The organism is Bradyrhizobium sp. LHD-71 (assembly GCF_031157255.1).
GTDB lineage: Bacteria > Pseudomonadota > Alphaproteobacteria > Rhizobiales > Xanthobacteraceae > P52-10.
Window position 1 is genome coordinate 12,892 of sequence record NZ_JAVIFX010000047.1, and the last position, 25,536, is coordinate 38,427.

A 25,536-nucleotide genomic window follows, 5' to 3' on the forward strand; every position below is an offset into this window, starting at 1 on the left:
GCCTGCCATGACGTTTGCAAAACACCTGTTGCTGCCGCTGCTGCTGCTGCTGCCGTTTCAGCCAGCGTTCGCGCAGCAATTTCCGACCCGGCCGGTCACGCTTATCGTTCCATTTTCCGCCGGCGGGCCTGGCGATGTCATCGCGCGTCTGCTCGGCAGCTCGATGAGCGCAACGCTGAAGCAACCCGTGGTGATCGAGAATGTCGTGGGCGCCGGCGGCACCATCGGCACCAATCGTGTCGCCAAGGCACCATCTGATGGCTACACACTGCTGCTGATGCATGTAGGGCAGGCGACTGCACCTGCGCTCTATGCGAAGCTGCCGTTCGATCCGATCGGGGATTTCGCGCCGATCGGCCTCGTGACGGATGTTCCGATGATTCTCGTCGCGCGTCCGAACTTCCCCGCCAAGGATCTGAAAGAGCTTGTCGCCCACATACGCGCGCAGGGCGACAAAGTTACCTACGGCAATGTCGGCCTTGGGTCCGCCTCGCATCTCTGCGGGCTGATGTTCATGAGCGCAATCGAAGCCAAGCTCACGCCAATCTATTACAAAGGCGGGGGACCGGCGCTGAACGATATCATCGCCGGGCACATCGACGTTTACTGCGATCCGGCAACCGGGCCGACGCCGTATATTCAGGCCGGTACCATCCCAGGCTATGCCATCACCAGCAAAAAGCGAGTTGCGACACTGCCAAATCTGCCGACTTCGGCGGAGGCCGGCGTCCCGGCATTCGATGTCACGACGTGGTACGGGCTGTATGCGCCGCGCAACACGCCGAAGGCGGTTGTCGATGCACTGGTGGACGCTCTGAAGAAGGCGCTCAAGGACCCGCCGCTGGTCAGCCGGTTCGCCGAACTGAGCATGGCGCCGGTTGAGGAGGAGCGGGCGACGCCGGCGGCGCTCGATGCTTTCCTCCGCGCCGAAACGGACAAATGGTCACGCATCATCAAGCAGGCAGGCATTGAGCCCCAATGAGGGCGCAGCCGGCGGAACATCGCATTCGAAGGTCGCAGCCTCGCCCAGAGCATTTTCCGGAAAAGTGGACACCGGTTCTCCGCAGAAAATGCGACCAAACAAACGAATCTAGTGTCCTGATCGAATCCGAAGTTCGCCATACTTTGCAGCGAGCTCAGAGCGAACTTCGGATTCGATCAGGACACTAGCAAGTTTATGATTCTAGTGTCGTTTATGGATCAGAAATTCGCACGACGGACTCGCGGCAACGATGGTGCGAATTTCTGATCCACGACACTAGAGCGCTTTCCGATTCAAACTAATCGGAAAGGGCTCTAGAACTGGACGCCGCGTGTCAGGGCGCCGTCGACGACGAGGTTCGTTCCGGTGATGAAGCTCGCGGCGCGGCTGGCAAGAAACACGACGCCGTTCGCCATCTCCTGCGGCGTGCCCATGCGACCGGTCGGATTGAGCGCCAGCGCGCTGTTGTACAGTTCGGGATTGCTGTCCTTGATCATGTTCCAGACTCCGCCCTCGAAGTAGGTGTTGCCCGGAGACACGGAGTTGGCCCGGATGCCCTTGCTGGCCAACTGGTAGGCCAGGCCCTGCGTGTAATGGATGATCGCGGCCTTGAAAGTGCCGTACGGACCGCTCGCAAAGTCGATCTCGCGTCCTGACACGCTTGAGATCGTCACGATCGCACCGGCGCGGCTTCTTTCTAGGTGCGGCATCGCGGCGTTCACCAGCCGCACCGTGCCCATCATGTCAGTGGAGAATTCCTTCTCCCAGCTTTCCTCGTCCTGCCCGATGGACAAGGCGCTGACATTGGCGACGACGACATCGATGCCGCCGAGCTTGGATGCCATATCGTTGACCCAGGCCTTGAGAGCGGCAGCATCGGCGACATCGAGTGAGCCACCAAAGGCCGCTATGCCCTTTGCTGTGAGCGCGGCGACGGCTTTATCCACGTCCGCCTGGTTGCGCGAGCAAACGCCCACATCGGCGCCTTCTGCCGCGAAGGTTTCGGCGATCGCCCTGCCGATCCCCTTGGTGCTGCCCGTGACCAGAACCTTGGCTCCTTTAAGTCCCAGATCCATGTTCGACTCCTCCCCTTGTCAGTCGATACCGAGCGACGTGCGCCGCCATCCGCTGAAACTGCTCATTAGCGACATCCGACGTCACAGCAGCAGTTGCGCGCGCACCGTATCCGCGTTGACGTCTTCGCCGGTCAGTGATCGGGTAATCTTTCCCTTCTCCATGATGTAGCATCTCTCGGCGATCGCCAGGATCGTATCGAGATTCTGCTCGACGAAAATGATTGTCGTCCCGAGCTCGCTCCTGAATGATTTCAGGGCGTCGCAGATGTGCTGGACGATCGACGGCTGGATGCCCTCTGATGGCTCGTCCAGGATCATCAATGATGGATTGCCGATGAGCGCTCGCCCAATGGCGAGTTGCTGCTGCTCGCCTCCCGACATCGTGCCTGCAATCTGCCGCCGACGTTCCTTCAATCTCGGAAAATACTCGTACACGAGTTCAGGCAGCTTCTTTCCCTTTGGCCCGCCGATCAGTTCGCCAACCTGCAGGTTTTCTTCGACGCTCATCTGGGGAAAAACGTCTCGCCCTTGCGGGATATAGCCGAAGCCGGCGCGCGCCCGCGCGTCTGCCTGCAGCGGCGTCACATCCCGCTCCATGAAGGTAATCGTCCCCCGCCATGTATCGAGAAGTCCAATGAGGCATCGCATCAGCGTGGATTTACCCACGCCGTTGCGGCCGATCACGCCGACGATTTCTCCGCGGGAGATCGACATGCTGACGCCCTGGAGGATCGGCGTAGCGCCGTAGCCTGCCCAGAGGCCCGATACTTCGAGAATCTGGTCAGTGGCCATATGTTCAGTGACCATGTGTCCTGCCAAGGTAGATTTCAGCGACTTTCTCGTCCTGAATGATGGCTTCCAGGCTGCCTCGCGCAAAGATCTTGCCGAGGTGCAGCACGGTGACGCGTTGCGCGACCTGGCGCACGAATGCCATGTCATGCTCGACGACCAGAACGGTCATGCCTTCAGCATTGAAGGATTTGATGAGTTCTCCGGTCTTGAACGTTTCTTCCGGCGACATCCCGGCTGTGGGCTCGTCCAGCAGTAAGAGCTGCGGCTGCAACGCCAGCGCCATCCCGATCTCGAGCCACTGCTGTTGCCCATGCGAGAGGACCCCGGCGGGCTTGTTGCTATCGGCCTCAAGGTTGAGAAGCGCGAGCAGGCGGTCCTCCTCGAGGTCGCGCTTTGCGCCTGAAACGCGTTTCTGGAGCGCGATCTGGATGTTCTGCCGGACCGGCAGTTCCTTGAAGACGCTCGGCGCCTGCATCTTGATGCTCATGCCCCGCTGCACGCGCGCAAAGGGCCTCTCTTCGGTGACATCGACCGAGTCGAACAGAATGGTGCCGTTGGTCGGCGGATAAAGACCGACGATCAGCTTGAACAGCGTGCTTTTCCCGGCGCCGTTCGGGCCGATCAGGCAATGGATCTCCCCCGCTTTCACCGTCAGATCGACGTCGGAAACGGCGGTCAATCCGCCAAAGCGCTTCGTCACACCTTTCACGTCGACCAGCGCCATGGTCACGTCTCGTTCGATTGCAGGCCATTGGCTTGGCCCAAAGCAGGGTTCGCGCCGCGCCGCCGGCGACCCGTCCATCGGTCAGCGACGAGCTTGCCAACTCCAAGCACAAATCCCTGCGGTGCCAGCATGACGGTGGCGAGGAGGAGGGCGCCCATCAACACGAGGGCTGCCTGCTGACTATAGACGGTAATGGTCTGGAAGCCGAACAGCAGAAGGAACGAACCGACGAGCGTCGCCGTCAGATCGCTTCGTCCCGAGAAAGCCACCCACACGATCGGCATGGCGGCTGCCGGCAAGCCGATGCTGGATGGGGTGATGAACTGGCCCCAGGACGTGTAAAGCGCGCCACTGAGGCCGGCGAGCCCGCTTCCAATGGTGAAGGTGAGCAACTGATACTTGCGGATGTCGTAACCGAGCATCTCTGCCCGTTGCGGATTCTCACGCGTAGCAACGATCACATTCCCGATACGCGAGTTCAGGAGAATGCGCAGACCGATGTAGACGGCGACGATCAATGCCACCATGACGTAGTAAAGCGCGGAGCCCTCGATATAGAAATCGCCCACGGTGAGCGGATCCATGCCTTTCATGCCGTTGAAGCCGTTCAGCCTTGCGGTGCCGATGCGCCATTCCGGCCCGGCCGTCTGCCCAAGGAAAAACGCCAGCACCAGCGTTGCCGACAGGGTCACGATGCCGAAGAAGATGCCACTGATACCGCCCCAGATCATGAAGTAGCCGAGGATGCCTGCCGCCATCATCGCGATGACGATCGACAAGACGAGCGCGGCGATCGTCGCCGAACCTCCTCCCATGTTGATGGCAAGCACGCCGTAGGCATAACCGGCGATGCCGAAGAAGAACGTCTGGCCGAACGACAGCATGCCGCCATACCCCCACATCAGGCAGAGACCGAGCGCCATGAAGATCCAGATCAGGAAATAGGAGAAGTTGCCGACGTCATAGGAATCCGCAAAGACCGGATAGATCAACGCGGCTGCCAGCACAGCGAGAAAGCAGGACCAGAACGTCCGGCCCCGTCCCAAGGTTTGCGAACCATCAAGCAGCTTGAACATCAGCTCTCCCGATCAACGTCCACGGCGAACCAGCACGCTAGAAAGGCCTTCGGGCAGCACGCGAATGATCAAGATCACTGCAAACAGCATGCCGATCTGGCCGATGATCTGCCCGTAGCTCGCATTCAAGACCATGCGGATCATTGCCAGGAAGACGGCGGCCGGTGCCGTGCCGAGCAGTACATTCGCTCCGCCAACGACGACGGTGACGAAGCTCTCCACCACGAACGTCGCTCCCATCGTCGGAATCAAAGTCATTGTCGGCGCGTAAAGCGCGCCACAGAGACCCGCAAGCCCGGTGCCGATCCCGAAGCTGATCGCATAGATGCGCCCGGTACGCGCGCCGAGCGCTCTGGCCATCGCCGCATTCTGCATCGTCGCACGCGCCATCACGCCGAAGCGCGTTTTCATGAAGATCACATAGAGGCCGATCAGAACCGCAACCGCGCAGGCGAAGAGCACCAGGCGATACGTCGAGAAGGTGTAGTAGCCAATCGCAAAGCTGCCCTCGGGCGTGCCGATGCCGGTGATCGACGATCCGACGATCAGCAGCATCGATTGCGTGACGATCAGGCTGAGGCCCCATGTTGCGAGCAGGGAATCCAGCGGTCGCTTGTAGAAGCGCCGGACCACGAGATACTCGACGGCTACGCCGACGAGGCCTGCAGTCAACGCCGCAAGCAACTGAGCAATCGCAAGCGGCACGCCGAGCTTGACGAGTCCGACCGTCACGTAGGCGCCGCACATGATAAATTCGCCGTGCGCCATGTTGATGACGCCCATCATGCCGAACACGATGGCAAGGCCTGCCGCCGACAGGATCAAAAACGCAAAGACGTCGGCGAACTGATAGAATACGGAAAATAGTTCGGCCGACATTTAAGCTCCTTCGGTGCGCAGCTATCGTCATTGCGAGCCATAGCCGTTCGAAGAACGGCGTCGCTTCGCTCGCCTATAGCCGTTCGAAGAACGGCGTCGCTTTGCTCGCCTATAGCCGTTCGAAGAACGGCGTCGCTTTGCTCGCCTATAGCCGTTCGAAGAACGGCGTCTTTGCTCGCCTATGGCGAAGCAATCCAGTCTGAGGTTGCGGCAAATGCTGCACTGGATTGCTTCGTCGCTTCGCTCCTCGCAATGACGGAGTGTTTGCTCAATGGCTTTCCCTCCACGGGCGCCGCATCTTGAGGCACCCGGGCAACCCAGGGTCCATCATGCACGACCACGGAAGCAGCATTCGTGCCGAATCTGTCACGACTTCTTGGGGAGGTGGCTTGGCGTATACTGGTCCTTGTCGTTCTTCTTGGTGAGATCGCAACCGATCTCGCCGAGCCAGTACGGTTGGATCGTTCCGTAGTCCTTTTCGACCTTGACCTCATGTTGGGGGCCGACGGAGATCAAACGCATGCGATGAGACGTATGCTGGCTTTTCGGGTCGATGCAGACCTTGCCCTCCGGCGCGTCGATACAGGCCTCACCTGTTGCGATCACCTTGCGCATGTCTTCGAGCTTGATCGATTTCCCTTTCTCGACAAGCGTTTTGTACATGTAGAGGGCATTATAGGCGTTGTAGCCCATATCGTTGATGTAGAGCTCGTCGGCAAACTTCGCTCGCCAGCGCTTCTTGAAGTCGTCGGCTTCGGGCGTGTCGATCTCCTCGAACCAGTTCGCGGTCGCATGCATGTTGTTGAGTGCCGGTGGCTTGAAACGCTTGTGCTCAAAGCCGAGCATGACCTTGATCGACGATCCCATCGGCAGGTTGAGTTTTGCAGCGGCCGCCTGCTCGAAGAACGAGTCCTGGGCGGCCCCGACGTTGATCGTTAGAATCCAGTCCGGCTTGGCCTTCTGGATATTCTGGATCGTTTGCGCGAACTGCGAGACGCCAAGCGGGATGAACTCTTCGCCGACGACCTCGCCGCCGAGATCCTTCATGATCTTCCGGTTCCATTCCGCCGAGATCTGGCCGAAGTTGTAGTCGGCGGCGATGACGTAGACCTTCTTGCCAAACTTCTCGACCATCCAGGGAATCAGGGTCGAGAACTGCTGTTCGGGCACCGCCCCCATACTGATCATGCTTGCATCGCACACGCCGCCTTCATATTGGTTCGTATAGAAATACGGTGTGGTCGTACGATCGATGATCGGTCGGATAGCTTCACGCGAAGCAGATGTTATTCCGCCGATCAGGACATCGACCTTGTCGCGGTTGAGCAGGCGTCGCGCGAACTCCTGATAGCGGGCGTTGTCGCCCTGCGGGTCGAGATGAATAAGTTCGATCTGTCGTCCAAGAATGCCGCCGCTCTTGTTGATTTCCTCGACGGCAAGTTGCGAGCCGCGGAGTTTCGGCATGCCCATGAAGGCGAGGTCGCCTGAGACATCCTCGAGCAGGCCGACCTTCAATGGTGGCTCAGCTCCGTAAGCGACGCCAAGCGTCACCGGCGCCAGCGCGGCGCCAAGAAGCGCAATTCTCAGCAGATGTCCTGGTGTCATTTAAGTGCCCCTCGTCGAAAGTGGTTGAACTTAGGTCTTGAGGTAGCTTTTCAGGATGGATGCACCCATCGTGTATTTGGGGTCGACCATGTTGCCGAGCCGCATTCGACCGGCCTGGCTGAGCAGCATGTACGCGTCGATCTCATCGAAGCCGTAGTCGGCACTCATCCATCGCGTGAGCTCGCGATAGGCGATCCGCGCAGCATCCTCGAGCGGGCGTGCGCTGCCGATCGTCATGATGAAGTCTCTGGTCTCCAGGCGCGGCCATGCAAAGCTCCAGTTCTTGATCAGATCGATCTGGAGCGTGACAGTGGCGCGCTGCTCGAGCGCGACGCCGGAAAGTTCGCCGTCACCTTGTGTCGCGTGGCAATCACCGACGTAGAGAAGCGCACCCTCGGTATGCACCGGCAGGTAGAGAATGGCGCCAGGTGCGACGTCGGGCAGATCCATATTGCCGCCGTGATAATCAGGCTGCAGCGAAGAGATGGCCTCGATCTCGGGCGACACGCCGATCGTGCCGATGAAGGGCTCGTATGGCAGCGTAATCTTGTCGTTCCAGCGTACGCCGTTTCGGTCCACGTGAAGCTTTCGAACGCGCTCGGGCAGCGGTGGATTTAGCATCGCGGTAGAGCCGGTCGAAACGAGCCCGCCGAACTCAGGGATGATGCAGGTCGTCCCAGCCGGCTGCTCGCCGCGCGTTTCGACGTCGTGGATATAGACGGCGAGGCAATCTCCCTTCTTGGCGCCCTTGACCGCAATCGGCCCGCACTGCGGGTTCAGGTACGGAAAATTCAGCTTCGCCGTCGGGCTGTCGCTTTCGCTTGTGAGCACGCCACCGAAAGCGTCTTCCGTTTCGACGACGACCACCCCGCCAGGATCAATCGACAGGGTAGGTTTTGCGTAGGGCCCGTAGACATAATGAAAGCGGCCCTGCTGCTCGATCGTCAGACTATGGCGCGGGCCGGTCTTGCCGCCGGCGATGGCGCGTTTTGCCATGATCGAGCTCTTCAACCAATCTGCTGCTTGCATGCGGGCAGGTCCTTTGGATCAAAGAGCCGGGTGACGCGTGTGCCAGTCAGTCACGCGCTGGAATGCGTCGCCCGCGCGAACAAGGTTCGCCTCATCGAAATGGCGGCCGACAAACTGGAAGGCGACAGGGCCGCCGTTCGCGGCAAAGCCGCCGGGCAGCGTAATGGTTGGGCTCCCGGTCATGTCGAACGGGCAGGTGAAGCGCAACAGCCCGCCAATCAGCGAAGCGTCCTCGCCCAGCGTCGCCATCTTGGCGAGGGTGGGAGCGGCGAAAGCCTGGGCCGGCACGGCGATCAGATCAACCGTCTCGAAGAGGAGCCGTACCGCTCCGCGGAAGGCCTCGCGTCGCAACACGATCTTCTGATAGCCAGTGCCGGATTGTGCGAGACCAAGGTCGAGAAGCCCTGCAAGTCCGGGACCATACTCGGCCTTGCGCGACGGATAGGTCGCTTCGTGTGCAACCGCTGCTTCGATGCCGCAAAGTGGAAACCAGTCGTCGACGACGGCGCTGGAGTTTGGAAAAGTGATCTCACTGATCTTTGCGCCGAGCTCGGTCGCGGCGCGCAGGCCCTCGTTGAAGACCTTGGTCGCAGCCTCATCCGTGCCTTCGCTGACCCAGCGACGATCGACGCCGATCGTAATTCCCCGCAGATTGCCGGACAGACCGGCAAGATAGTCGGGCACGGGCAGCGGTACGGCGGTCGTATCGTTGGGGTCCTGGCCGGCTATGGCGCCAAGCACCGCACCGCAATCGACTGCGCTACGCGCCATCGGTCCAATATGATCGAGCGTTGCCGCGAGTTCGAATGCGCCGTAGCGGCTGACGCGTCCCCAGGTCGGCTTCAGCCCAGTGATGCCGTTGGCTGCCGAAGGAAATCTGATCGATCCGCCGGTATCGGTTCCGAGAGATCCGAAACAGAGGCCGGCCGCCGTCGCCGAACCGGAGCCGCTCGATGACGCTCCCGACCACAGGTCGGCGTTCCACGGATTTTTCGGTGGGTCGATTTTCGGGTGATGATCGGCGTAGGCGCCTTCGGTCTGCTGAAGCTTGCCGAGGATGATCGCGCCTGCATCTCTCAGGCGCGCGACGACTGTGGCATCCTCACTCGGACGGAAATCGCGATGGATGGTCATTCCGTGCGCGGCCGGGGCACCCTTGACCCAACACAGGTCCTTGATCGCAACCGGAACGCCATGCAGCGGTCCCCTGACCTTGCCGGCTGCGATTTCCTTTTCGGCAAGGGCCGCTTCCGCGAGCGCGGGCTCCGCCATGACGTAAGCGTAGCTCTTAAGTGCGCCATCGAGCCGCTCGATCCGCTCGAGCATCGCCTTCGTCACTTCGATCGGCGAAAGCTTTTTGGCGTGAATCCGCTGCCCAACCTCAACCAATCCGAGATAACAAAGATCTGTCGTCGGCATTGCTCTCGTCCCCCGCGTCGTCTCTTGTGAAGTACAGGCGCGCTTCATCGCCGCGTCTGCGTCGCTGGCTTAGCGACATGCACCGCCCACGTCCTGCGGCAAAAAAGAAAAAAGCCACCCGTCCCCCTAGAGCGAGGCGACGAATGGCTCTGATGCCGCAACTATGATCTATCGCATGGGCTAAAATCGAACGAAGCGCTCAGTGCAGGGATCGGGACGTCATCGGCCCGACCGAAGCAAGCAAGGTTCGACAGGCAGCCCTATCGTAGAAAAGTCTAGGTTCGCGCCCTGCTCATTGTCAACGAGAGAGCATGCACAAATTTCGCAGGCCTCATGCGTAGCAAATGAGCAAGACTTCCTAGCCAGGCGTCGGCGATGATGATCTTCTCAAGGGCGCAGCTTCATCGAAAGTCATCCATGGCGAAGCCGTCGGTTTCCGTTGGCATCATATGTTCGCAGTCCGGGCCCTACCAGGCCATGGGACGCGAGATGCTCAAGAGCGCCTTGATGGCGGTCGACGAAATCAACAGCCATCGTGACTTTGACTTCGCGCTCGTTGCGCATGTTCGTGATCCGCGGGGTGTCATTTCAGAATACCACACGGCTTGCGACGATCTTATTCGCAACACAGGGGTCGAGCATATCATCGGCTGCTACACATCGGCATCGCGCAAGCAAGTGCTGCCGATCGTCGAGCGGACCGATCGCCTGCTCTGGTATCCCGCCCGCTACGAAGGATTCGAATGCTCCGACAACGTCATCTATGTGGGCGCGTCACCCAACCACAACGTCTTGCCGCTCGTGCGCTACATGCTCGACAACGTGTCGCAGCACGTTTTCTGCGTTGGATCCAACTACGTTTGGACATGGGAGACCAATCGCGTCACCCGTGAGCTGGTGACGGCGACCCAAGGCAGCATTGTCGCCGAACGGCTGCTCGAGCTGGGCGAGAGCGCGGTCGAACACATCGTCGACGAAATCGTCCGACGCAGGCCACCGGTCGTCTTCAACACGCTCGTCGGAAGTTCCAGCTACGATTTCATCCGTGCCTTTCGTGCTGCGACCACCGCCGCGAACCTCGACATTCCGATGTTGAGCTGCAGCCTGTGCGAACCGGAGCTCAAGATCGTCGGACCGGCGTCTGCTGGATGCATTACCTCGTCGGCCTACTTCGAGAGTATTCGCCTGCCAGAGAACCGGGCGTTCGTTCGGCGCTGGAAGGCGAGGTACGGAGAGGCGAGCAGCCCTTCCGTCGACGGGCAGTCCGTCTACGTCGCAGTCTATCTTCTGGCACGCGCGCTGCGTCGGGCTGGCACTTCCAATGTTGGCGAGGTGCGGCGCGCAGCGGCCGGCTACCGCTACAATTCGCCGCAAGGACCGGTCTGGATCGATGGCGACAATAACCATTGTGTTCTGACGCCGCGTCTGGCCATCTCCAATGCGAAGGGGCAGTTTGACCTTTTCTGGGAAGCCGACGCGCCCGTGAAGCCGGATCCCTACCTGACGCAGCTCGATGTCGCCGGACCGGCACGCGAAACGTCAAGGAAGAGATCCTCGTCGAATCCGCCCCACCTGCGGATTGTGAAATGAGCAAGCCGTCTTCATTTTCCCTCCGCGGGCGCAGAGCACTTGTCGCCATCAAGGACGAGCGCGACTTATCGATCGTCAGGCGGCAGTTCGAGCGCTTAGGCATCGAGATCTGCATATGGCAGCCGGGTTGCTCCCTCCCGTGCCGTCCAGACGTGATGCTGATCGACGATGAGTTCTTACCGCTCGCGTCGGCGACGCAGCGCACGCTGCCTGCACGATGCCCCGTCATCGCGCTGCTGGGCACAGAGACGCCAAGCCGGCTGAAGCTGGTGCTCGAGCTCAATCCGGCGTCGTTTCTCGTCAAGCCGCTACGGTCCGCAGGTATCTACGCGGCGCTGGTCATCGCGTTCGAGGGGGCCGAGCGCACGAACGAGCTGAAGCAACAGATCGTCAAGCTGGAGGAACGTCTTCGATCGCGTCGGGTCGTGCTCGCTGCCGTGCTTCACGTGATGCACTCGCATTCCGTTGCGGAGCCGGCCGCTTTTGCCCTGATCCGGCGCGCTGCCATGGAACAGCGCAAGACCATCGAGCAGATGTCAGCTGAGATCGCTGCAAATGGAAGCTTGCCTCGCGCGACTGGATAGCGCGCTTCGTTCGCGAAGTCGTGGGGCCGAGCGCGATGGCCGTTAACACCCGGGCGCCGCGCAGATCGTCGAATCGATCGATCTCAATCGTAAGCACATCGCATGATTAAGGCTGTGTGATCCCACGTGGTGCCGTCCACAAGCGCGGGTCACTCGCCCGCGCTGGAACACCTAATCTGGAGCAATTCTAGCGAGCGCCCATCGAACTGCGCGGATGCCTGCGTTAGAGCGAACCCTTAAGAATCATGCAGCCAAGCTGGCAGACCTCGGGTATCGCAGATTGACACGAACAAAGTTCCCTTCGCTCTCCGCCAATCGACTACTCCTCTTGCGAACGATCTGCCTCGGGTCCGTCAGTGGATTTAGCTTCCTCCTGCCAACTGGTGTTGCGCTGGCGCAAACGTCGCTCCCTGCAGTCACTGTGGATGCGCCGCAGCAGCGCGAGCGTCCGGCTGCGGCCCGGCCATCACGCCGCGCAGCAACCACGCGCGGCGCACGCGTCAATCGTGCAACTGAAGCGCCACAGGCGGAACCGGCTGTGGCCGCATCGGGCCCTGGCGCCGGCGAGCGCGCCAATGGTCCCGTGCGGGGGTTCGTCGCGACGCGCACCGGCACCGCAACCAAGACCGACACGCCGATCATTGAAACCCCGCAGTCGATTTCCGTGGTCACCACGGACCAGGTCAGAAACCAGGGCGCTGAATCGGTCGGCGCTGCGCTGCGCTACACCGCAGGCGTCAGCGGCGACGTGAACGGTGGCTCCGACACCCGCTTCGGTGGCCTGCAGATCCGCGGCTTCGACATGACCATGCCGGGCCTCTATCTCGATGGCCTGCGCGTGCCCAGCAGCACCTACGTTCACTTTCTCGGGCTTGAGCCCTATGGCGCCGAGCGTCTCGAAGTGCTGAAGGGGCCATCCTCGGTGATGTATGGCGGCAGCGGCACCGGCGGCATCCTCAATTATGTCAGCAAGCTGCCAACGGCCCATCAGTTCGGCGAGCTTTCGGTGGCAGGCGGCAGCTTCAATCGCTACCAGGGCGAATTTGATATCGGCGGTCCCGCCAACAAGGAGGGCACGGTCCTGTGGCGCCTGACCGGTGTTGTCCGCGACGGCGAAACCCAGGTCGATTTCACCAAGGACAACCGCATTTTCATCGCGCCTGCGGTGACGTTCAAGCCCAATGACGCGACCACCATCACGCTGCTGGCCAACTATCAAAAGGATACCGCGGGCTGGGGCCTGCAGTTCCTGCCGGCTGCGGGCACGGCATATTCCAATCTTGGCCGCTACATTCCGAACACGTTCTTCGGCGGTGAGCCGAATTTCAACCAGTTCAACACCGAGCTGGCGAATGCCGGCTATCTGCTTTCGCACGACATCAGTGAGGCCATCACCTTCCGGCAGAACCTGCGCTACTCGTGGATGTCGAACGAGCAGAAGAGCTTCTACGGCACCGGCTATGACTCGGCGGCCGACCAGGCCGCAGGCGTGATGTCGCGCGGCGGTAGCGCCGGTGGATCGACGATCAACTCCTTCGCTGTCGACAATCAGCTGCAGGGCAAGTTCGTCACCGGCATCCTGAGCCACACCGCGCTGTTCGGCATCGACTACCGCAACACGTCGTTCCGGGATATGGCTTCATTCTACAGCACCGGCAAGATCAACGTGTTTGCGCCGGTCTACACGAACGCCTGGACCGATGAGGGTTCGTATGACGACAAGGACGTCAGGCAGTCGCAGCTCGGGATCTACCTGCAGGATCAGATCAAGCTCGGCCGACTCTCCTTTCTGCTGGGCGGCCGTCAGGACTTCGCGACCACCGACCTTGACGATCACATCGCCGGACGTGTCACGAGTACGGATGCCTCCGCGTTCACCACTCGCGCGGCGGTGATGTACAATTTCGACAACGGTGTCGCCCCGTACTTCAGCTACTCTGAATCATTTTTGCCGGTGCTCAGCATCAACGCTGCGCACGAGCTGCTGAAGCCGGAAACCGGCGTCCAGTATGAAGTCGGCGTGAAGTATCAGCCCGTCGGCGTCAACGCGTTGTTCACCCTGGCGGCGTTCGATCTGACGCGGTCAAATGTCGTTACCTTCGTGCCAGGTTCGATTTTTTCCGAGCAGACAGGAGAGGTGAGATCGCGGGGCGTCGAGCTGGAAGGCACTGCCACGCTTACGGAAGGCTTCAACGTTCGCGGCGCCTACGCCTACATCGATGCCCGCGTGACGCAGGATCCCGTGAACGTCGGCAAGGTGCCCACCACGGTGCCGTACAACCGGTTCTCGCTGTGGGCCGACTACACGCTGCAGGATGGACCGCTTGCCGGCGTGCAGGTCGGTGGCGGTATTCGTTATGTCGGCTCAACCTTCGGCGACGATGCCAACACGTTCAAAGTGCCGGCGTCGACGGTGGTCGATGCGCTGGTTGCCTACACCAGGGACAACTTTCGCCTGGCTCTGAACATTACCAACATCGCTGACACCCGCTATGTCGCGGCCTGCTATGGGACCACGAGCTGTTTCTATGCCGAAGGTCGCAAGGCGGTCGCGAAGCTGACCTATCGGTGGTGAATGGACAGCGACACGGTGCGATGGCTATATCACCGTCGGTCCACCGGGCGCCGATGGTGTGACGGTTGAGGGAACCCCAACAGCACGGGCGTATACCATGAGATCGATCTTCGGGCGGCTGCATCGCTGGGTGGGCCTTCTCACCGCCGCCTTTCTGTTCTTTTCCGGCGTTACCGGCGCGATCATCTCGTGGGATCACGAGATTGACGACGTGTTGAACAAGGATCTGTTCGACGTGAGCAGCAGCGGCCCGGCGATGCCCTCAGTCGAGCTTGTGAAGTTGATCGAGCAGCGTGATCCGCGGGCGCGCGTCATTCACATGTTCATGACGCCGGAGGAAGGCCATTCGCTGTGGTTTTTCGTGCTGCCGCGGATCGATCCTGCCACCGGCAAGCGCTTTGAGATCGACTACAATCAGATCTTCCTCGATCCAAACACAGGCGAGGAGCTGGGGCGTCGGTACTGGGGCGCCGTATGGCCGGTGACGCGGGAGAACTTCGTCTCGTTTCTCTACAAGCTTCACTACACGATGCACATTCCGGAGTTCTGGGGCAGCGATCGCTGGGGCATGCGGGTGCTTGGCATCATCGCCATCATCTGGACCATCGACTGCTTCGTCGGATTCTATCTGACGCTGCCGTCGCGGCGTCGCGCTCGAGCGGAGAGGGCGCCAGCCGTTGCGCGTGAGCTCGGGCGCGGTTTCTGGGCACGTTGGGCACCGGCCTGGAAAATCAAGACGTCAGGCAGCGCTTACCGAATCAATTTCGACATCCATCGCGCCTTCAGCCTGTGGACCTGGGCGTTGCTGTTCGTCATCGCCTTCACGGCGTTCTCGCTCAACCTGTATTTTGAAGTGTTCTCGCCGCTGATGAAGACGGTGTCGGACTACACCCCGACGCCCTATGAACAGCGCCCGTACCGCCATCTGGACAATCCAATCGAACCCAAGGTTACATATGCGGATATTGCCGCGCGTGCGGCGGCCGACGGCAGGAGCCGCGGGTGGACCACACCTGTCGGCTCGATCAATTACGGCCCGGCCCACGGCGTCTATGCCGCAGCCTTCTTCCATCCCGGCGACGATCATGGCGCCGGCGGGGTCGGTCCGGCGCAGCTTTATTTTGACAGCGAGGACGGGCGCCCGATCGGCGAGAGACTGCCCTGGGTCGGCACTGCGGCGGACGTCTTCGTGCAGGCGCAGTTCCCCGTGCATTCCGGTCGCATCCTCGGGTTGCCCGGCCGTATTCTGATCTCGATCATGGGGTTGGTGGTTGCTGCGTTGTCGGTGACAGGCGTCGTGATCTGGTGGCGCAAGCGCCGCGCTCGTCTCCGGGTGCGTGAGACCGCAGCAACACGCTCGAGCGGATACCTCGCCCCCGCAGAGTAGCTCAGTCGATCTTGTCGCGCTCGGCTTGTCAGGAAGCAGGCGGCCGCTGCGCCCGTCCGGCGCGTTCATCGAACTTCTCGGCCGATTCGTTCGAGATCTGCGGAGGAGCGGGATCTTATCCGCAGATTATTTGTTTCGCGCTGCGGGTTGATGAATCAATCGGCGATGGTCCATAAGCTCCTTCCCGCGGCGGGCGTTTCGCCCGCCGCTTCAGTAGAGATCGCACGTGGCAAACATCAACCGACAGATCGCGGAAGAACTGGGCATTCGTGAACAGCAGGTCGACGCGGCGGTAGGACTGCTCGACGGCGGCGCCACTGTTCCGTTCGTCGCGCGATACCGCAAGGAAGCAACCGGCGGACTCGACGATGCCCAACTGCGCACGCTGGAGGGGCGTGTCACCTACCTTCGTGAGCTGGAAGAGCGTCGTACCTCTGTACTCAACTCGATCCGCGAGCAGGGCAAGCTGGACGCGGCGCTCGAGGCGACAATCCTCGCGGCCGACAGCAAAGGACGTTTGGAAGACATCTATCTCCCGTTCAAGCCGAAGCGCCGCACCAAGGCTGAGATTGCCAAGGAGGCTGGACTGGAGCCGCTTGCCGATTTGCTGCTGACGCAGCCCGAGAACGATCCGCAAGCCGTGGCTGCAGGCTTCGTCGACGCGGAGAAGCAAGTGGCCAGCGCCGCTGACGCGCTCGAGGGCGCTCGCGCCATTTTGGTCGAACGTTTCGCCGAGGACGCCGATTTGATCGGTGCGCTGCGCGAACAGATGTGGTCGAACGGGCTGATGACCTCCACTGTGCGCACCGGCAAGAAGGGCGAGGGCGAAAAGTTCAAGGATTATTTCGACTTCAGCGAGCCGTTCGTCAAACTGCCCTCGCACCGCATCCTGGCCATGTTCCGCGGCGAGAAAGAAGAGATCCTCGATCTCAAGATGCTACCCGAGCCGCTTAACGCCAACCCGACCGCGGCCAGTTCGTATGAACTGAAGATCATGCAGCGCTTCGCGATCTCCGATCGCGGGCGCGCCGGCGATAAATGGTTGACCGAGACCGTACGCTGGGCGTGGCGTACCAAGATCCAGCTGCATCTCAACCTGGATTTGCGCATGCGGCTGTGGACGGCGGCCGAGCAGGAGGCGGTGCGCGTGTTCGCCTCCAACCTGCGCGACCTCCTGCTTGCCGCGCCGGCGGGCGCCCGCGTCACCATGGGCCTCGATCCTGGCTACCGCTCCGGCGTCAAGGTCGCCGTCGTCGACACGACCGGCAAGGTGGTTGCGACTACGACGATCTATCCGCACGAGCCGGCGCGGCGTTGGGACGAAGCGCTGGCGATTTTGGGCAAGCTCGCCGTGCAACATCGCGTCGAGTTGATCGCGATCGGCAATGGAACGGCTTCGCGCGAGACCGACAAGCTTGCCATGGATCTGGTGAAGCTGCTGCCGGATCCGAAGATGTCGAAGATCGTGGTGTCGGAAGCCGGTGCCTCGGTCTACTCGGCCTCCGCCTTCGCCTCGGAGGAGTTGCCCGAACTCGACGTCACATTGCGCGGTGCGGTGTCGATCGCGCGCCGGTTGCAGGACCCGCTGGCCGAATTGGTCAAGATCGATCCGAAGGCCATTGGCGTCGGCCAGTACCAGCATGATCTTGGAGAAACCAAACTGGCGCGTTCGCTTGATGCCGTGGTGGAGGATTGCGTGAACGCGGTCGGTGTCGATGTCAACATCGCCTCCACACCACTGCTGGCGCGGGTTTCAGGCATCGGCACAGGGCTTGCGCAGGCGATCGTCCAGTACCGCGACGCCAACGGGCCATTCACATCGCGCAAGGCGCTGAAACAGGTGCCGAGGCTTGGGCCAAAGGCGTTCGAGCAATGCGCCGGCTTCCTGCGCATCACGGGCGGCGAGGACCCCCTCGATGCCTCCGGTGTTCATCCGGAGGCCTATCCAATCGTGCGAAAAATTCTTGCGGCGACCAAAAGCGACATCAAGGCGCTGATCGGCAATACAGAGATTCTGCGGCAGGTCAGGCCACAGAATTTCGTGGACGAGACGTTTGGTCTGCCGACTGTGACCGACATTCTACGCGAACTGGAGAAGCCCGGTCGTGATCCACGCCCGGCCTTCAAGGCCGCAGTGTTTAAAGAGGGCGTTGAAACGCTGAAGGATCTCCGACAGGGAATGATCCTTGAAGGCACGGTCACCAATGTTGCGGCCTTTGGCGCCTTCGTCGACATCGGCGTGCATCAGGATGGCCTTGTGCACATTTCTGCGATGTCGAAGTCCTTTATCAAGGATCCGCGTGAGGTGGTGAAGCCGGGCGATATCGTCAAGGTGAAGGTGTTGGACGTCGAGGTCGAACGCAAACGCATTGCGCTGACGCTGCGCCTCGACGACGAAGCCGGCGGCAACCGGAGCGAGCGACCGGTGCAGGGCAAGTCGCATGACAATTCTCGTGCGCCGATGAAATCGTCGGCATCCCGCCCGCCGCAACGGCCCTCGGGCAGTGGGGGAGCGCTGGCCGAAGCGTTACGCCGCGCGCAAGAGAAGAGCGCGAACGGCAAGACCGGGGTTTAGTTGAGGCTGGTCGAGTTGTGCTTTGGAGCAGCCTAGCGCGAGGCTCGGCCCTTTCGACAGCTGCGCTCAACGGATCAACGCAGGACGACGATTGCGCGCCTTGAAGAGTGCCGCGACGAACGAGCGGACGATGCGGCCCCTCTGCATGTCCGGTCGAAACAGGAGGTGACTCTTGAAAAGCACCTCGGGCTTGAATGGGCGGAAGATCAGTCCACGCTGTGGGAAGCCGTCGGTGGCGAGCGGATTGACGATTCCAATGCCGACGCCTTCGAGCGCCAGCGCGCACACGGTTGCCGAGTTTGGCGTTTCCGTTACGAGCCGTGGTCTTGCGCCGACCATCTCGCAGATCTGATGCAACCGAAGACGAGCCCGATCTTCCGGTGAAAGGGCGATATAGTCGCGTCCATCAAGATCGGCGGGCCGGATGACGTCGCGCTTTGCTAGCGGGTGGCCGGGCGGGATGGCGCAGACGCCGGCGAAACTGCCAAAGAGCTGATGGTCGACGCCTGAAAGGTCCACTTCGTCCGCAGCCAGCCCGAGATCGTACTGCCCATCCGCGACATGGTTGCGGACGGCAGAGGACGACATCACCGTCAACGTAATCGTGGCGGACGGATGCTCCTTGCGAAACAGCTTGATGGCGCGCGGCACCAGGGTTGAACCGAGCGCGGCAAGGCTTGCGACCTTCAAACTGCCTGAGCCGAAGTCGCGAATGCGCGCGGCTGAGGCACGCAGCCGGTCGAGACCGACAAAGCTCGCGTCCACATCGCGAAAGAAGAGCTGTCCTTCCGGTGTCGGTACGAGGCGACCTTTGATTCGGTCGAACAGGGAAAATCCGACATGGGCCTCGAGTTCGCCGATGCTGCGGCTGACCGCCGGCTGGGTGATGCCCATCAGTTCTGCTGCTCGCGAAACGGTGCCGCTGATCATGACTGCGCGAAACGCCTCGACCTGTCGCAAGTTCACGGTCCGTACATCCTATAAGGTTTGAGCATAGTCTGCGGTCTTCCTGTCAATTGTGCTTCTACTGTGTTCGCGAGTTAATGCAGTTGCAAGTGCTGACTGCAGGAGACTCTATGCGCGACCAAACACTCTGCGTTGTCCGTCCGTCCGTATCTCAGGAGGGCTTCGCGAGTCTCTCCGTACCGACCTATCGGGCCTCGACCATCGTCTTCCCCGACGCGCAGAGCTACGCCGACCGCAAGTATCGTGGGCCGGACGGCTATTCCTATGGCCTGCACGGCACGCCGACGACCCGCACGCTGGAAGCGGCATTGACGGAGCTGCAGCAGGGTGTTCGCACGGCGTTGGTTCCCTCCGGTCAGGCGGCAGTCGCCGTCGTGATGCTGACCGCACTCATGCCCGGTGACACCGTGCTGATTCCGGATACGGTCTATCCGCCCGTCACAGGCTTCTGTGAGAACTTCCTCAAGCCGCGCGGCATCAACTATCGCATCTACGATCCCATGGTCGGAGCCGGCATCGCGACGCTGATGGACTCGACGGTCAAGCTGATCTGGACCGAGTCACCGGGATCGACAACGATGGAAGTACAGGACATTCCCGCCATCGTCGCGGCTGCCCACAAGAATGGAGCGCTGGTCGGCTGCGACAATACGTGGGCCACGCCGCTGTTGTTCAAGCCGCTTGTGCATGGCGTCGACTTCGTCGCCGAAGCGCTGACGAAATACGTCGGAGGCCATTCCGACCTGCTCATGGGGGCGATCAGCGTACGCGAGCTTGCCCTGCACCGGCGGCTTAAGGATACGTTGCGTATGCTGGGCATCGGCATCTCGCCTGATGAGGCGAGCCTCGCGGTGCGCGGACTCGAAACCATGGGTGTACGCCTCGCTCATATGTCGCGCGTGGCGACCGCGTTCGCCGAGCGGATGGCCAAGATCGCGCCTGCCGAACTGGTCCTGCATCCTGCGTTGCCGCACTGTCCCGGCCATGCAGTCTGGAAGCGCGATTTTGCCGGCTCCAGCGGCGTGTTCAGCGTCGTTGTACCGTCGGGAGCGGAAGCCGCACTTCCGGGGCTGCTCACGGCGGCAAAAGTCTTTGCGATTGGTGCCTCCTGGGGTGGAACGCGCAGTCTCCTGGCCCCTATGAACGTCGTCTCCGATCGATCCGTCACCGCCAACGTGCATGCCGGCACCATCCTGCGCATCAGCATAGGGCTGGAGGATCCTGAGGACCTTTGGGCCGATCTTGCGCCGATCGTCGCGACGATAGCCGACGCTGCGCAGGCGCCTGCACAGCGGACCGCCATTCGATCCACCTGAGAGGGGACAATGCGAGGAAACGATTGGACCATCCTTGTTTTCGCCGGCGCGCTGCTGGTCGGTACTACGATCAGCACGCCGGGGCAGGCACAGTCGACGATCGAGACCGTCAAGAAGCGCGGCCATGTGATCTGCGGTGCGAGCCAGGGCACCGTCGGTTTCGGTGCGCCTGATAGCAACGGCTATTGGCGCGGTCTCGATGTCGAGACCTGCCGTGCGATCGCGGTCGCGATCTTCAACGACAGGGACAAGATCGAGTTCGTGCCGCTCAGTGGCCAGCAGCGCATTCCCGCCTTGCAGACCGGCGAAATCGATGTGCTGCCACGGACACTCACCTGGACGCTGCGCCGGGACGGCAATGGCATCAATCCGACGTTCGCCAACTACTATGAGTACACGGGCTTCATGATGCCCAAGGCGCTCGGTGTCACCAAGGTCGACGAGATGGCTGGAGCCTCGGTCTGCGTGCAGACCGGTTCGACGACTGAGGTCGTGGTCAATGATGTCTCGACGAAGCATAACCTTGGGCTGAAGCCTGTGATCTTCGATAACGTCGCGGCGACGCGCCAGGCATTCTTCTCCGGCCGCTGTGACGCCCTCATCACGGATGCGGCTGCGCTCGCGTCGGTGCGAGCCACTCAGGCCAAGAACGCGGATGACTACGTGATCTTCCCGGCGACGCAGTACATGGATGCGTTGGCTCCTGCCGTTCGGCACGGCGACGACCAGTGGTTCGACACCGTCAAATGGTCCATCCAGGCATTGCTGGCCGCCGAGATGTACGGCATTACGCAAGCCAATGCCGACCAGATGCTGACCTCGTCCGATCCGCGCATCAGGCGCTTCCTCGGCGTCGAGCCAGGCAACGGTACGGCACTCCGGCTCGATGAAAAATTCGCCTACAACATCGTCAAGCAACTCGGAAACTACGCCGAGATTTTCGACCGAAACCTCGGCAAGGGCAGCCCGCTGAAAATAGAGCGAGGACCGAACCGGCTGTTCCGGGATGGCGGCCTGATGTTTCCGCTCGACTTTCAATAGCGGCTCGAGGAAGGCGACCTCATGCTCACCCACCTTTGGTACAGCGAGCGGGCGCGCAGCTGGTTGATCCAGGGCTTGTTGCTAGGAGGTGTCGCCTGCTTCCTCTATTGGGTTTGCGGGAATACGGCTGCGAACCTTGCCGCGCGGGGTATCCGCGTTGGTTACGAGTTCTTGTGGCGGACTGCGCGTTTTCCAATCTCGGAGAGCGTCATTCCGTACAGCCCGGCTGACACGTTTCTCTGGGCCTTCGTCGTCGGGATCGCCAACACGCTGTTCATCTCTCTTCTCGCCATCGTCTCGTCCACCGTCGTCGGATTGCTCGTCGCCCTGGCCCGGCGCTCGGGAAATCCACTCCTGGCTGGCATCACAGGTGGCTACGTCACGGCAGTTCGGAACACGCCACTCATTGTCCAGCTCCTCTTCTGGTACGCGCTGGCGACGACGGCTCTGCCCGCGCCGCGCAATGCCTTTAATCCGATCGACGGCGTTTTCATCTCGCTGCGCGGTATATTCCTGCCTCAAGTGCATCTGAGCGGCGACACCACGACGTTCGCGGCATTGGCGCTGTCGATCATCGTCGTGACGACGATGATGGTCGGTATCGCCCGACGGTGGAACGTTCCTCTGCGCGGGGCGCTCGTCATGATCGCCGTTGTCACGGCATTAGGCGCTGTGGCCGCCGTCAATGACATACGCATCTCCGTTTCGACGCCAGAGCTGCGTGGCCTCAATTTCGTCGGTGGCTTCAGACTGTCCTCCGAATTCACGGCACTCATGCTCGGCCTCGTCATTTATACGTCGGCCTTCATCGGTGAAATCATTCGCGGTGGGATCGACGCGATCGGCAAGGGTCAGTGGGAGGCGGCGAGGGCGCTCGGATTAAATGAGCGAAAAACACTGAGCAGGATCATCATCCCGCAAGCCCTTCGCATCATTATTCCGCCGCTGACGACGCAATACCTTTCCACCGTGAAGAATACGACGCTTGCTCTTGCAGTCGGCTATCCGGAGCTCGGATTGATCGTCGGCACGGTGATCAACCAGACGGGTCAGGCGATCGAAAGCATCGTCATCATGCTTGCTGTCTTTCTCACCATCAGTATTGCGGTTTCACTGGTTATGAACCGGTACAATCGCAAGATCGCGCTCGTGCAGCCATGACGCCGATTGAGTTCACGCCGTCTCTGCTCGTCGACAGGCGGGCGACGCGTCCGCCGCCGGTGCCGCGGCGATCCACCGCCGGAATCCTGTTTGGTGATCTTACCAGCGCGCTGCTGACGATTGTGACCGGCGGGCTGATCCTGCTCGCAGCGCCCGCAATTGCCAAATGGGCGATCATCGACGCGGTCTGGACGACGGGCAATCCAAGCGCTTGCCAGCAGGCGGGTGCATGTTGGGCCTTCATCGCAGACAAGCTGCGTTTCATTCTTTTCGGGGTCTATCCACCGGAGCAGCAGTGGCGTCCGCTGGTTGTCATCGGGCTCGTTCTCTTAGGCGTGCTCATGACCTTGGCGCCGGCACTCTGGGGGCGCCGACTCATTATTGGGTGGACCGTTCTCGTCGCGGTTATGCTTGCCCTGATGTGGGGCGGGTTCCTTGGGCTTTCGTTCGTGCCCACGAGTCGCTGGGGTGGACTGCCGGTCACTCTGCTGCTGGCAGTGGTGTCGCTTGGCCTCGGTTTTCCGTTCGCCGTGCTGCTCGCGCTCGGCAGGCGTTCGGCCTGGCCCGTCACGCGATTCTTGTCCGTCTTCACGATCGAAATCGTGCGCGGTCTGCCGCTGGTCGGACTGTTGTTCGTTGCCTCGATCCTGTTGCCGCTGCTGCTGCCGGCGGACTGGACCATCGACAAGCTCGGCCGGACTGTTGCAGCGCTCACGGTGTTTGCTGCGGCATATCTTGCCGAGGTCGTGCGCGGTGGTCTGCAAGGCGTGCCGGTCGGACAGCAGGAGGCGGCGCGGGCGCTCGGAATCCCCTACTGGAAGACGGTTTGCTACATCGTTCTGCCGCAAGCCATCCAGAAGGTTATTCCGCCGCTCACAAACACCGCCATCATCATGGTCAAGAATACCAGCCTTGTCATGATCGTCGGCGTCTTTGACATGCTCGGCGCCGGCCGCTCCGCGGCGACGGATCCAGCCTGGCCGGCGCCCTATCCGGAAATCTACCTGTTTGTCGCCTCGATCTATTTCGTCATCTGCTACGGTATTTCGCGGTACTCACTCTGGCTCGAGCGTCGCGTGCGCGAGAAGGACTATCAATGACGACTGCACATCGCTTGCAGGATGCGCCTGACAATACGGCCGTGCTGATCGAGGACGTCCACAAATGGTTTGGCGAGTATCAGGCCTTGAAGGGCATCGACCTCGCGATCCGGCGCGGCGAAAGAATTGTCATCTGCGGTCCTTCCGGTTCCGGGAAATCGACGCTCATCCGCTGCGTCAATCGCTTGGAGGCGCACCAGCGGGGACGCATCACGGTGAACGGCGTCGAGCTTACGGGAAACTTGCGCAACATCGATGCAGTCCGGCGCGAAGTCGGCATGGTCTTTCAGCAGTTCAATCTTTTTCCGCATCTCAGTGTGCTGGAAAACTGCGTCACGCCGCTCGTGCTCGCGCGAGGAACGCCGCGTGCGGAGGCCGTAGCCAAGGCCAGGCACTTCCTCACGCGCGTGCGCATACCCGAACAGGCCGACAAGTTTCCGGGTCAACTCTCTGGCGGACAGCAGCAGCGTGTCGCCATCGCGCGGGCGCTATGCATGCAACCGAGCATCATGCTCTTCGACGAGCCGACCTCGGCGCTCGATCCCGAAATGGTCAAGGAGGTCCTGGACACCATGGTCGCCCTGGCAGATGACGGTATGACCATGATCGTGGTGACGCACGAGATGGGCTTCGCACGACGCGTCGCGGATCGCGTGGTCTTCATGGACCATGGCAAGATCGTCGAGAGCGCTGTGCCCGACGAATTCTTCTCGCATCCGCGTAATGAACGAACGAAGGCTTTCCTTCGGCAAATTCTTCATTAGCGACGCACAGCCGTTATCGACGAGCACTGTCCGGCCCGTCAGCGGCGCATTCCCTAAAGGTCAGCCGGCGGTCGAGCGGGCATACTGGGTACCAGCCTGTCGTATGGATGGACGCATCGGTGATGCGCTAGCCGCCGAACTCTGAGGTCGTCCTGGCGGCGTCAGATTTGACAACAAGGCTGGAGCCGGGCTTGCCGCGCGGCTTCGCTCACGCGGCTCCGATGTCTGGCCCGTCGCCTGCCGATAGGCCATGCGCTCGAGATACTTTGCGCGACGCCTTCGAGAGATATCGGCACGAAATGCATAGCCTGCGCCAAAACTGGCCGCGAGCATCAGCACCAAGAGAACGAGTCCTGCCATCGGTGAACCTCGTTTTGCGCCCCTTTCGAAGATTTTAACCAAGCTTGCGACAAAACCAAGAAGCTTGGCCTAATGTTATTTAATTTGTTGGTTTTCTCGGCTGAGCGTCGCACGTCGGGGAACCTTTGGAGTTCAATTTGGCGTCGGGCTCCGGAACACGACAGGCCGCAGCCTTCAACCGCGGCGCGGTCGACAGAAATGATTGATTTAAATGGGTATTCGCTAGCGAACCGGATAAACGGTTTGATAGCGCGGAAACGAACGGACCGCTCCCCAGTAATAGCGAGGCTCGTCACGCTCTCGCGGATCGAAATACGGTCCGTAGGTCATCGCAAGCTGGCGGTGGCGAACACGCGTGACGATCAGCTCTCCACAGCGGCCGCACCATGGGCCTGCTGGTGAAACCACGGCAGGTGCTTTGAGCGGGACTGCGAGCTCGGCTGCCTCAGCCGAGCCGGCTACGGCGCCGATGATGAGAGTGACGCATGCAAGCGTGAAAGAAATCGGTCGTCGCCTCATTTCATCCGGCTCCGTT

At 61.1% G+C, this 25,536-nt stretch carries 21 protein-coding genes; 11 read left to right on the top strand and 10 right to left on the bottom strand.

Annotated elements, in window-relative coordinates:
- The first annotated feature begins 7 nt into the window (after nt 1–7).
- Nucleotides 8–982, top strand: coding sequence for a tripartite tricarboxylate transporter substrate-binding protein (locus tag RCO31_RS32820; RefSeq protein ID WP_308972590.1), 975 nt, complete (start codon nt 8–10; stop codon nt 980–982).
- Nucleotides 983–1,296: 314 nt separating this feature from the next.
- Here the strand turns inward: RCO31_RS32820 and RCO31_RS32825 are convergent, their stop codons facing one another.
- From RCO31_RS32825 to RCO31_RS32860, 8 genes are all read right to left on the bottom strand, one after another.
- Entirely contained in the window at nt 1,297–2,058 is a 762-nt protein-coding gene (locus tag RCO31_RS32825) for an SDR family NAD(P)-dependent oxidoreductase (protein ID WP_308972591.1), read from the bottom strand.
- A gap of 81 nt (nt 2,059–2,139) precedes the next feature.
- On the bottom strand, nt 2,140–2,865 hold the full coding sequence (locus tag RCO31_RS32830; protein WP_308972592.1) for an ABC transporter ATP-binding protein: 726 nt from the start codon (nt 2,863–2,865) through the stop codon (nt 2,140–2,142).
- Nucleotides 2,855–3,574 (bottom strand): ABC transporter ATP-binding protein, encoded by a 720-nt coding sequence (locus RCO31_RS32835; RefSeq protein ID WP_308972593.1) that lies wholly within the window; start codon nt 3,572–3,574, stop codon nt 2,855–2,857. The genes RCO31_RS32830 and RCO31_RS32835 overlap by 11 nt, the downstream gene beginning before the upstream one ends.
- A 2-nt stretch (nt 3,575–3,576) precedes the next feature.
- A complete protein-coding gene (locus tag RCO31_RS32840; RefSeq protein ID WP_308972594.1) occupies nt 3,577–4,650 on the bottom strand; it encodes a branched-chain amino acid ABC transporter permease in 1,074 nt (357 codons plus the stop codon).
- Between the two features lie 12 nt (nt 4,651–4,662).
- Nucleotides 4,663–5,529: a branched-chain amino acid ABC transporter permease gene (locus tag RCO31_RS32845; RefSeq protein ID WP_308972595.1), complete on the bottom strand. Its 867-nt coding sequence runs from the start codon at nt 5,527–5,529 to the stop codon at nt 4,663–4,665.
- Nucleotides 5,530–5,895: 366 nt separating this feature from the next.
- Nucleotides 5,896–7,134 carry an urea ABC transporter substrate-binding protein gene (locus RCO31_RS32850; RefSeq protein ID WP_308972596.1) on the bottom strand — a complete coding sequence of 413 codons (1,239 nt, stop codon included), beginning with the start codon at nt 7,132–7,134 and terminating at the stop codon, nt 5,896–5,898.
- Nucleotides 7,135–7,164: 30 nt separating this feature from the next.
- Nucleotides 7,165–8,163 (bottom strand): acetamidase/formamidase family protein, encoded by a 999-nt coding sequence (locus RCO31_RS32855; RefSeq protein WP_308972597.1) that lies wholly within the window; start codon nt 8,161–8,163, stop codon nt 7,165–7,167.
- An 18-nt stretch (nt 8,164–8,181) separates the two neighbouring features.
- Nucleotides 8,182–9,582: an amidase gene (locus tag RCO31_RS32860; protein ID WP_308972598.1), complete on the bottom strand. Its 1,401-nt coding sequence runs from the start codon at nt 9,580–9,582 to the stop codon at nt 8,182–8,184.
- A gap of 417 nt (nt 9,583–9,999) precedes the next feature.
- Here RCO31_RS32860 and RCO31_RS32865 point away from each other — a divergent pair, with 417 nt between their 5' ends.
- The 5 genes from RCO31_RS32865 (at nt 10,000) to RCO31_RS32885 (ending at nt 18,293) form a co-directional block, all read left to right on the top strand.
- Complete coding sequence (locus RCO31_RS32865; protein WP_308972599.1) at nt 10,000–11,172, top strand: transporter substrate-binding domain-containing protein; 1,173 nt, start codon at nt 10,000–10,002, stop codon at nt 11,170–11,172.
- The gene (locus tag RCO31_RS32870; protein ID WP_308972600.1) at nt 11,169–11,756 is read left to right on the top strand and encodes an ANTAR domain-containing protein; all 588 of its coding nucleotides are present in this window, start codon (nt 11,169–11,171) and stop codon (nt 11,754–11,756) included. Before RCO31_RS32865 ends, RCO31_RS32870 begins: the two co-directional genes overlap by 4 nt.
- Nucleotides 11,757–12,339: 583 nt before the next feature.
- The gene (locus RCO31_RS32875; RefSeq protein WP_308972616.1) at nt 12,340–14,331 is read left to right on the top strand and encodes a TonB-dependent siderophore receptor; all 1,992 of its coding nucleotides are present in this window, start codon (nt 12,340–12,342) and stop codon (nt 14,329–14,331) included.
- A 97-nt stretch (nt 14,332–14,428) separates the two neighbouring features.
- The gene (fsrB, locus tag RCO31_RS32880; RefSeq protein ID WP_308972601.1) at nt 14,429–15,718 is read left to right on the top strand and encodes a siderophore utilization protein FsrB; all 1,290 of its coding nucleotides are present in this window, start codon (nt 14,429–14,431) and stop codon (nt 15,716–15,718) included.
- 226 nt (nt 15,719–15,944) lie between these two features.
- The gene (locus RCO31_RS32885; RefSeq protein WP_308972602.1) at nt 15,945–18,293 is read left to right on the top strand and encodes a Tex family protein; all 2,349 of its coding nucleotides are present in this window, start codon (nt 15,945–15,947) and stop codon (nt 18,291–18,293) included.
- 66 nt (nt 18,294–18,359) lie between these two features.
- Here RCO31_RS32885 and RCO31_RS32890 read toward each other — a convergent pair whose 3' ends face one another.
- On the bottom strand, nt 18,360–19,259 hold the full coding sequence (locus RCO31_RS32890) for a LysR substrate-binding domain-containing protein (protein ID WP_308972603.1): 900 nt from the start codon (nt 19,257–19,259) through the stop codon (nt 18,360–18,362).
- A gap of 110 nt (nt 19,260–19,369) precedes the next feature.
- Here RCO31_RS32890 and RCO31_RS32895 point away from each other — a divergent pair, with 110 nt between their 5' ends.
- Genes RCO31_RS32895 through RCO31_RS32915 form a run of 5 tightly spaced genes read left to right on the top strand, consistent with a single transcriptional unit; the run spans nt 19,370 to nt 24,641 of the window.
- The gene (locus tag RCO31_RS32895) at nt 19,370–20,575 is read left to right on the top strand and encodes a PLP-dependent transferase (protein ID WP_308972604.1); all 1,206 of its coding nucleotides are present in this window, start codon (nt 19,370–19,372) and stop codon (nt 20,573–20,575) included.
- 9 nt (nt 20,576–20,584) lie between these two features.
- Complete coding sequence (locus RCO31_RS32900) at nt 20,585–21,616, top strand: amino acid ABC transporter substrate-binding protein (protein ID WP_308972605.1); 1,032 nt, start codon at nt 20,585–20,587, stop codon at nt 21,614–21,616.
- A 21-nt stretch (nt 21,617–21,637) separates the two neighbouring features.
- The gene (locus tag RCO31_RS32905) at nt 21,638–22,777 is read left to right on the top strand and encodes an ABC transporter permease subunit (RefSeq protein WP_308972606.1); all 1,140 of its coding nucleotides are present in this window, start codon (nt 21,638–21,640) and stop codon (nt 22,775–22,777) included.
- A complete protein-coding gene (locus RCO31_RS32910) occupies nt 22,774–23,877 on the top strand; it encodes an amino acid ABC transporter permease (protein WP_308972607.1) in 1,104 nt (367 codons plus the stop codon). Before RCO31_RS32905 ends, RCO31_RS32910 begins: the two co-directional genes overlap by 4 nt.
- A complete protein-coding gene (locus RCO31_RS32915) occupies nt 23,874–24,641 on the top strand; it encodes an amino acid ABC transporter ATP-binding protein (protein WP_308972608.1) in 768 nt (255 codons plus the stop codon). Before RCO31_RS32910 ends, RCO31_RS32915 begins: the two co-directional genes overlap by 4 nt.
- A 582-nt stretch (nt 24,642–25,223) precedes the next feature.
- Here RCO31_RS32915 and RCO31_RS32920 read toward each other — a convergent pair.
- Nucleotides 25,224–25,520: a hypothetical protein gene (locus RCO31_RS32920; protein ID WP_308972609.1), complete on the bottom strand. Its 297-nt coding sequence runs from the start codon at nt 25,518–25,520 to the stop codon at nt 25,224–25,226.
- Nucleotides 25,521–25,536 lie beyond the last annotated feature (16 nt).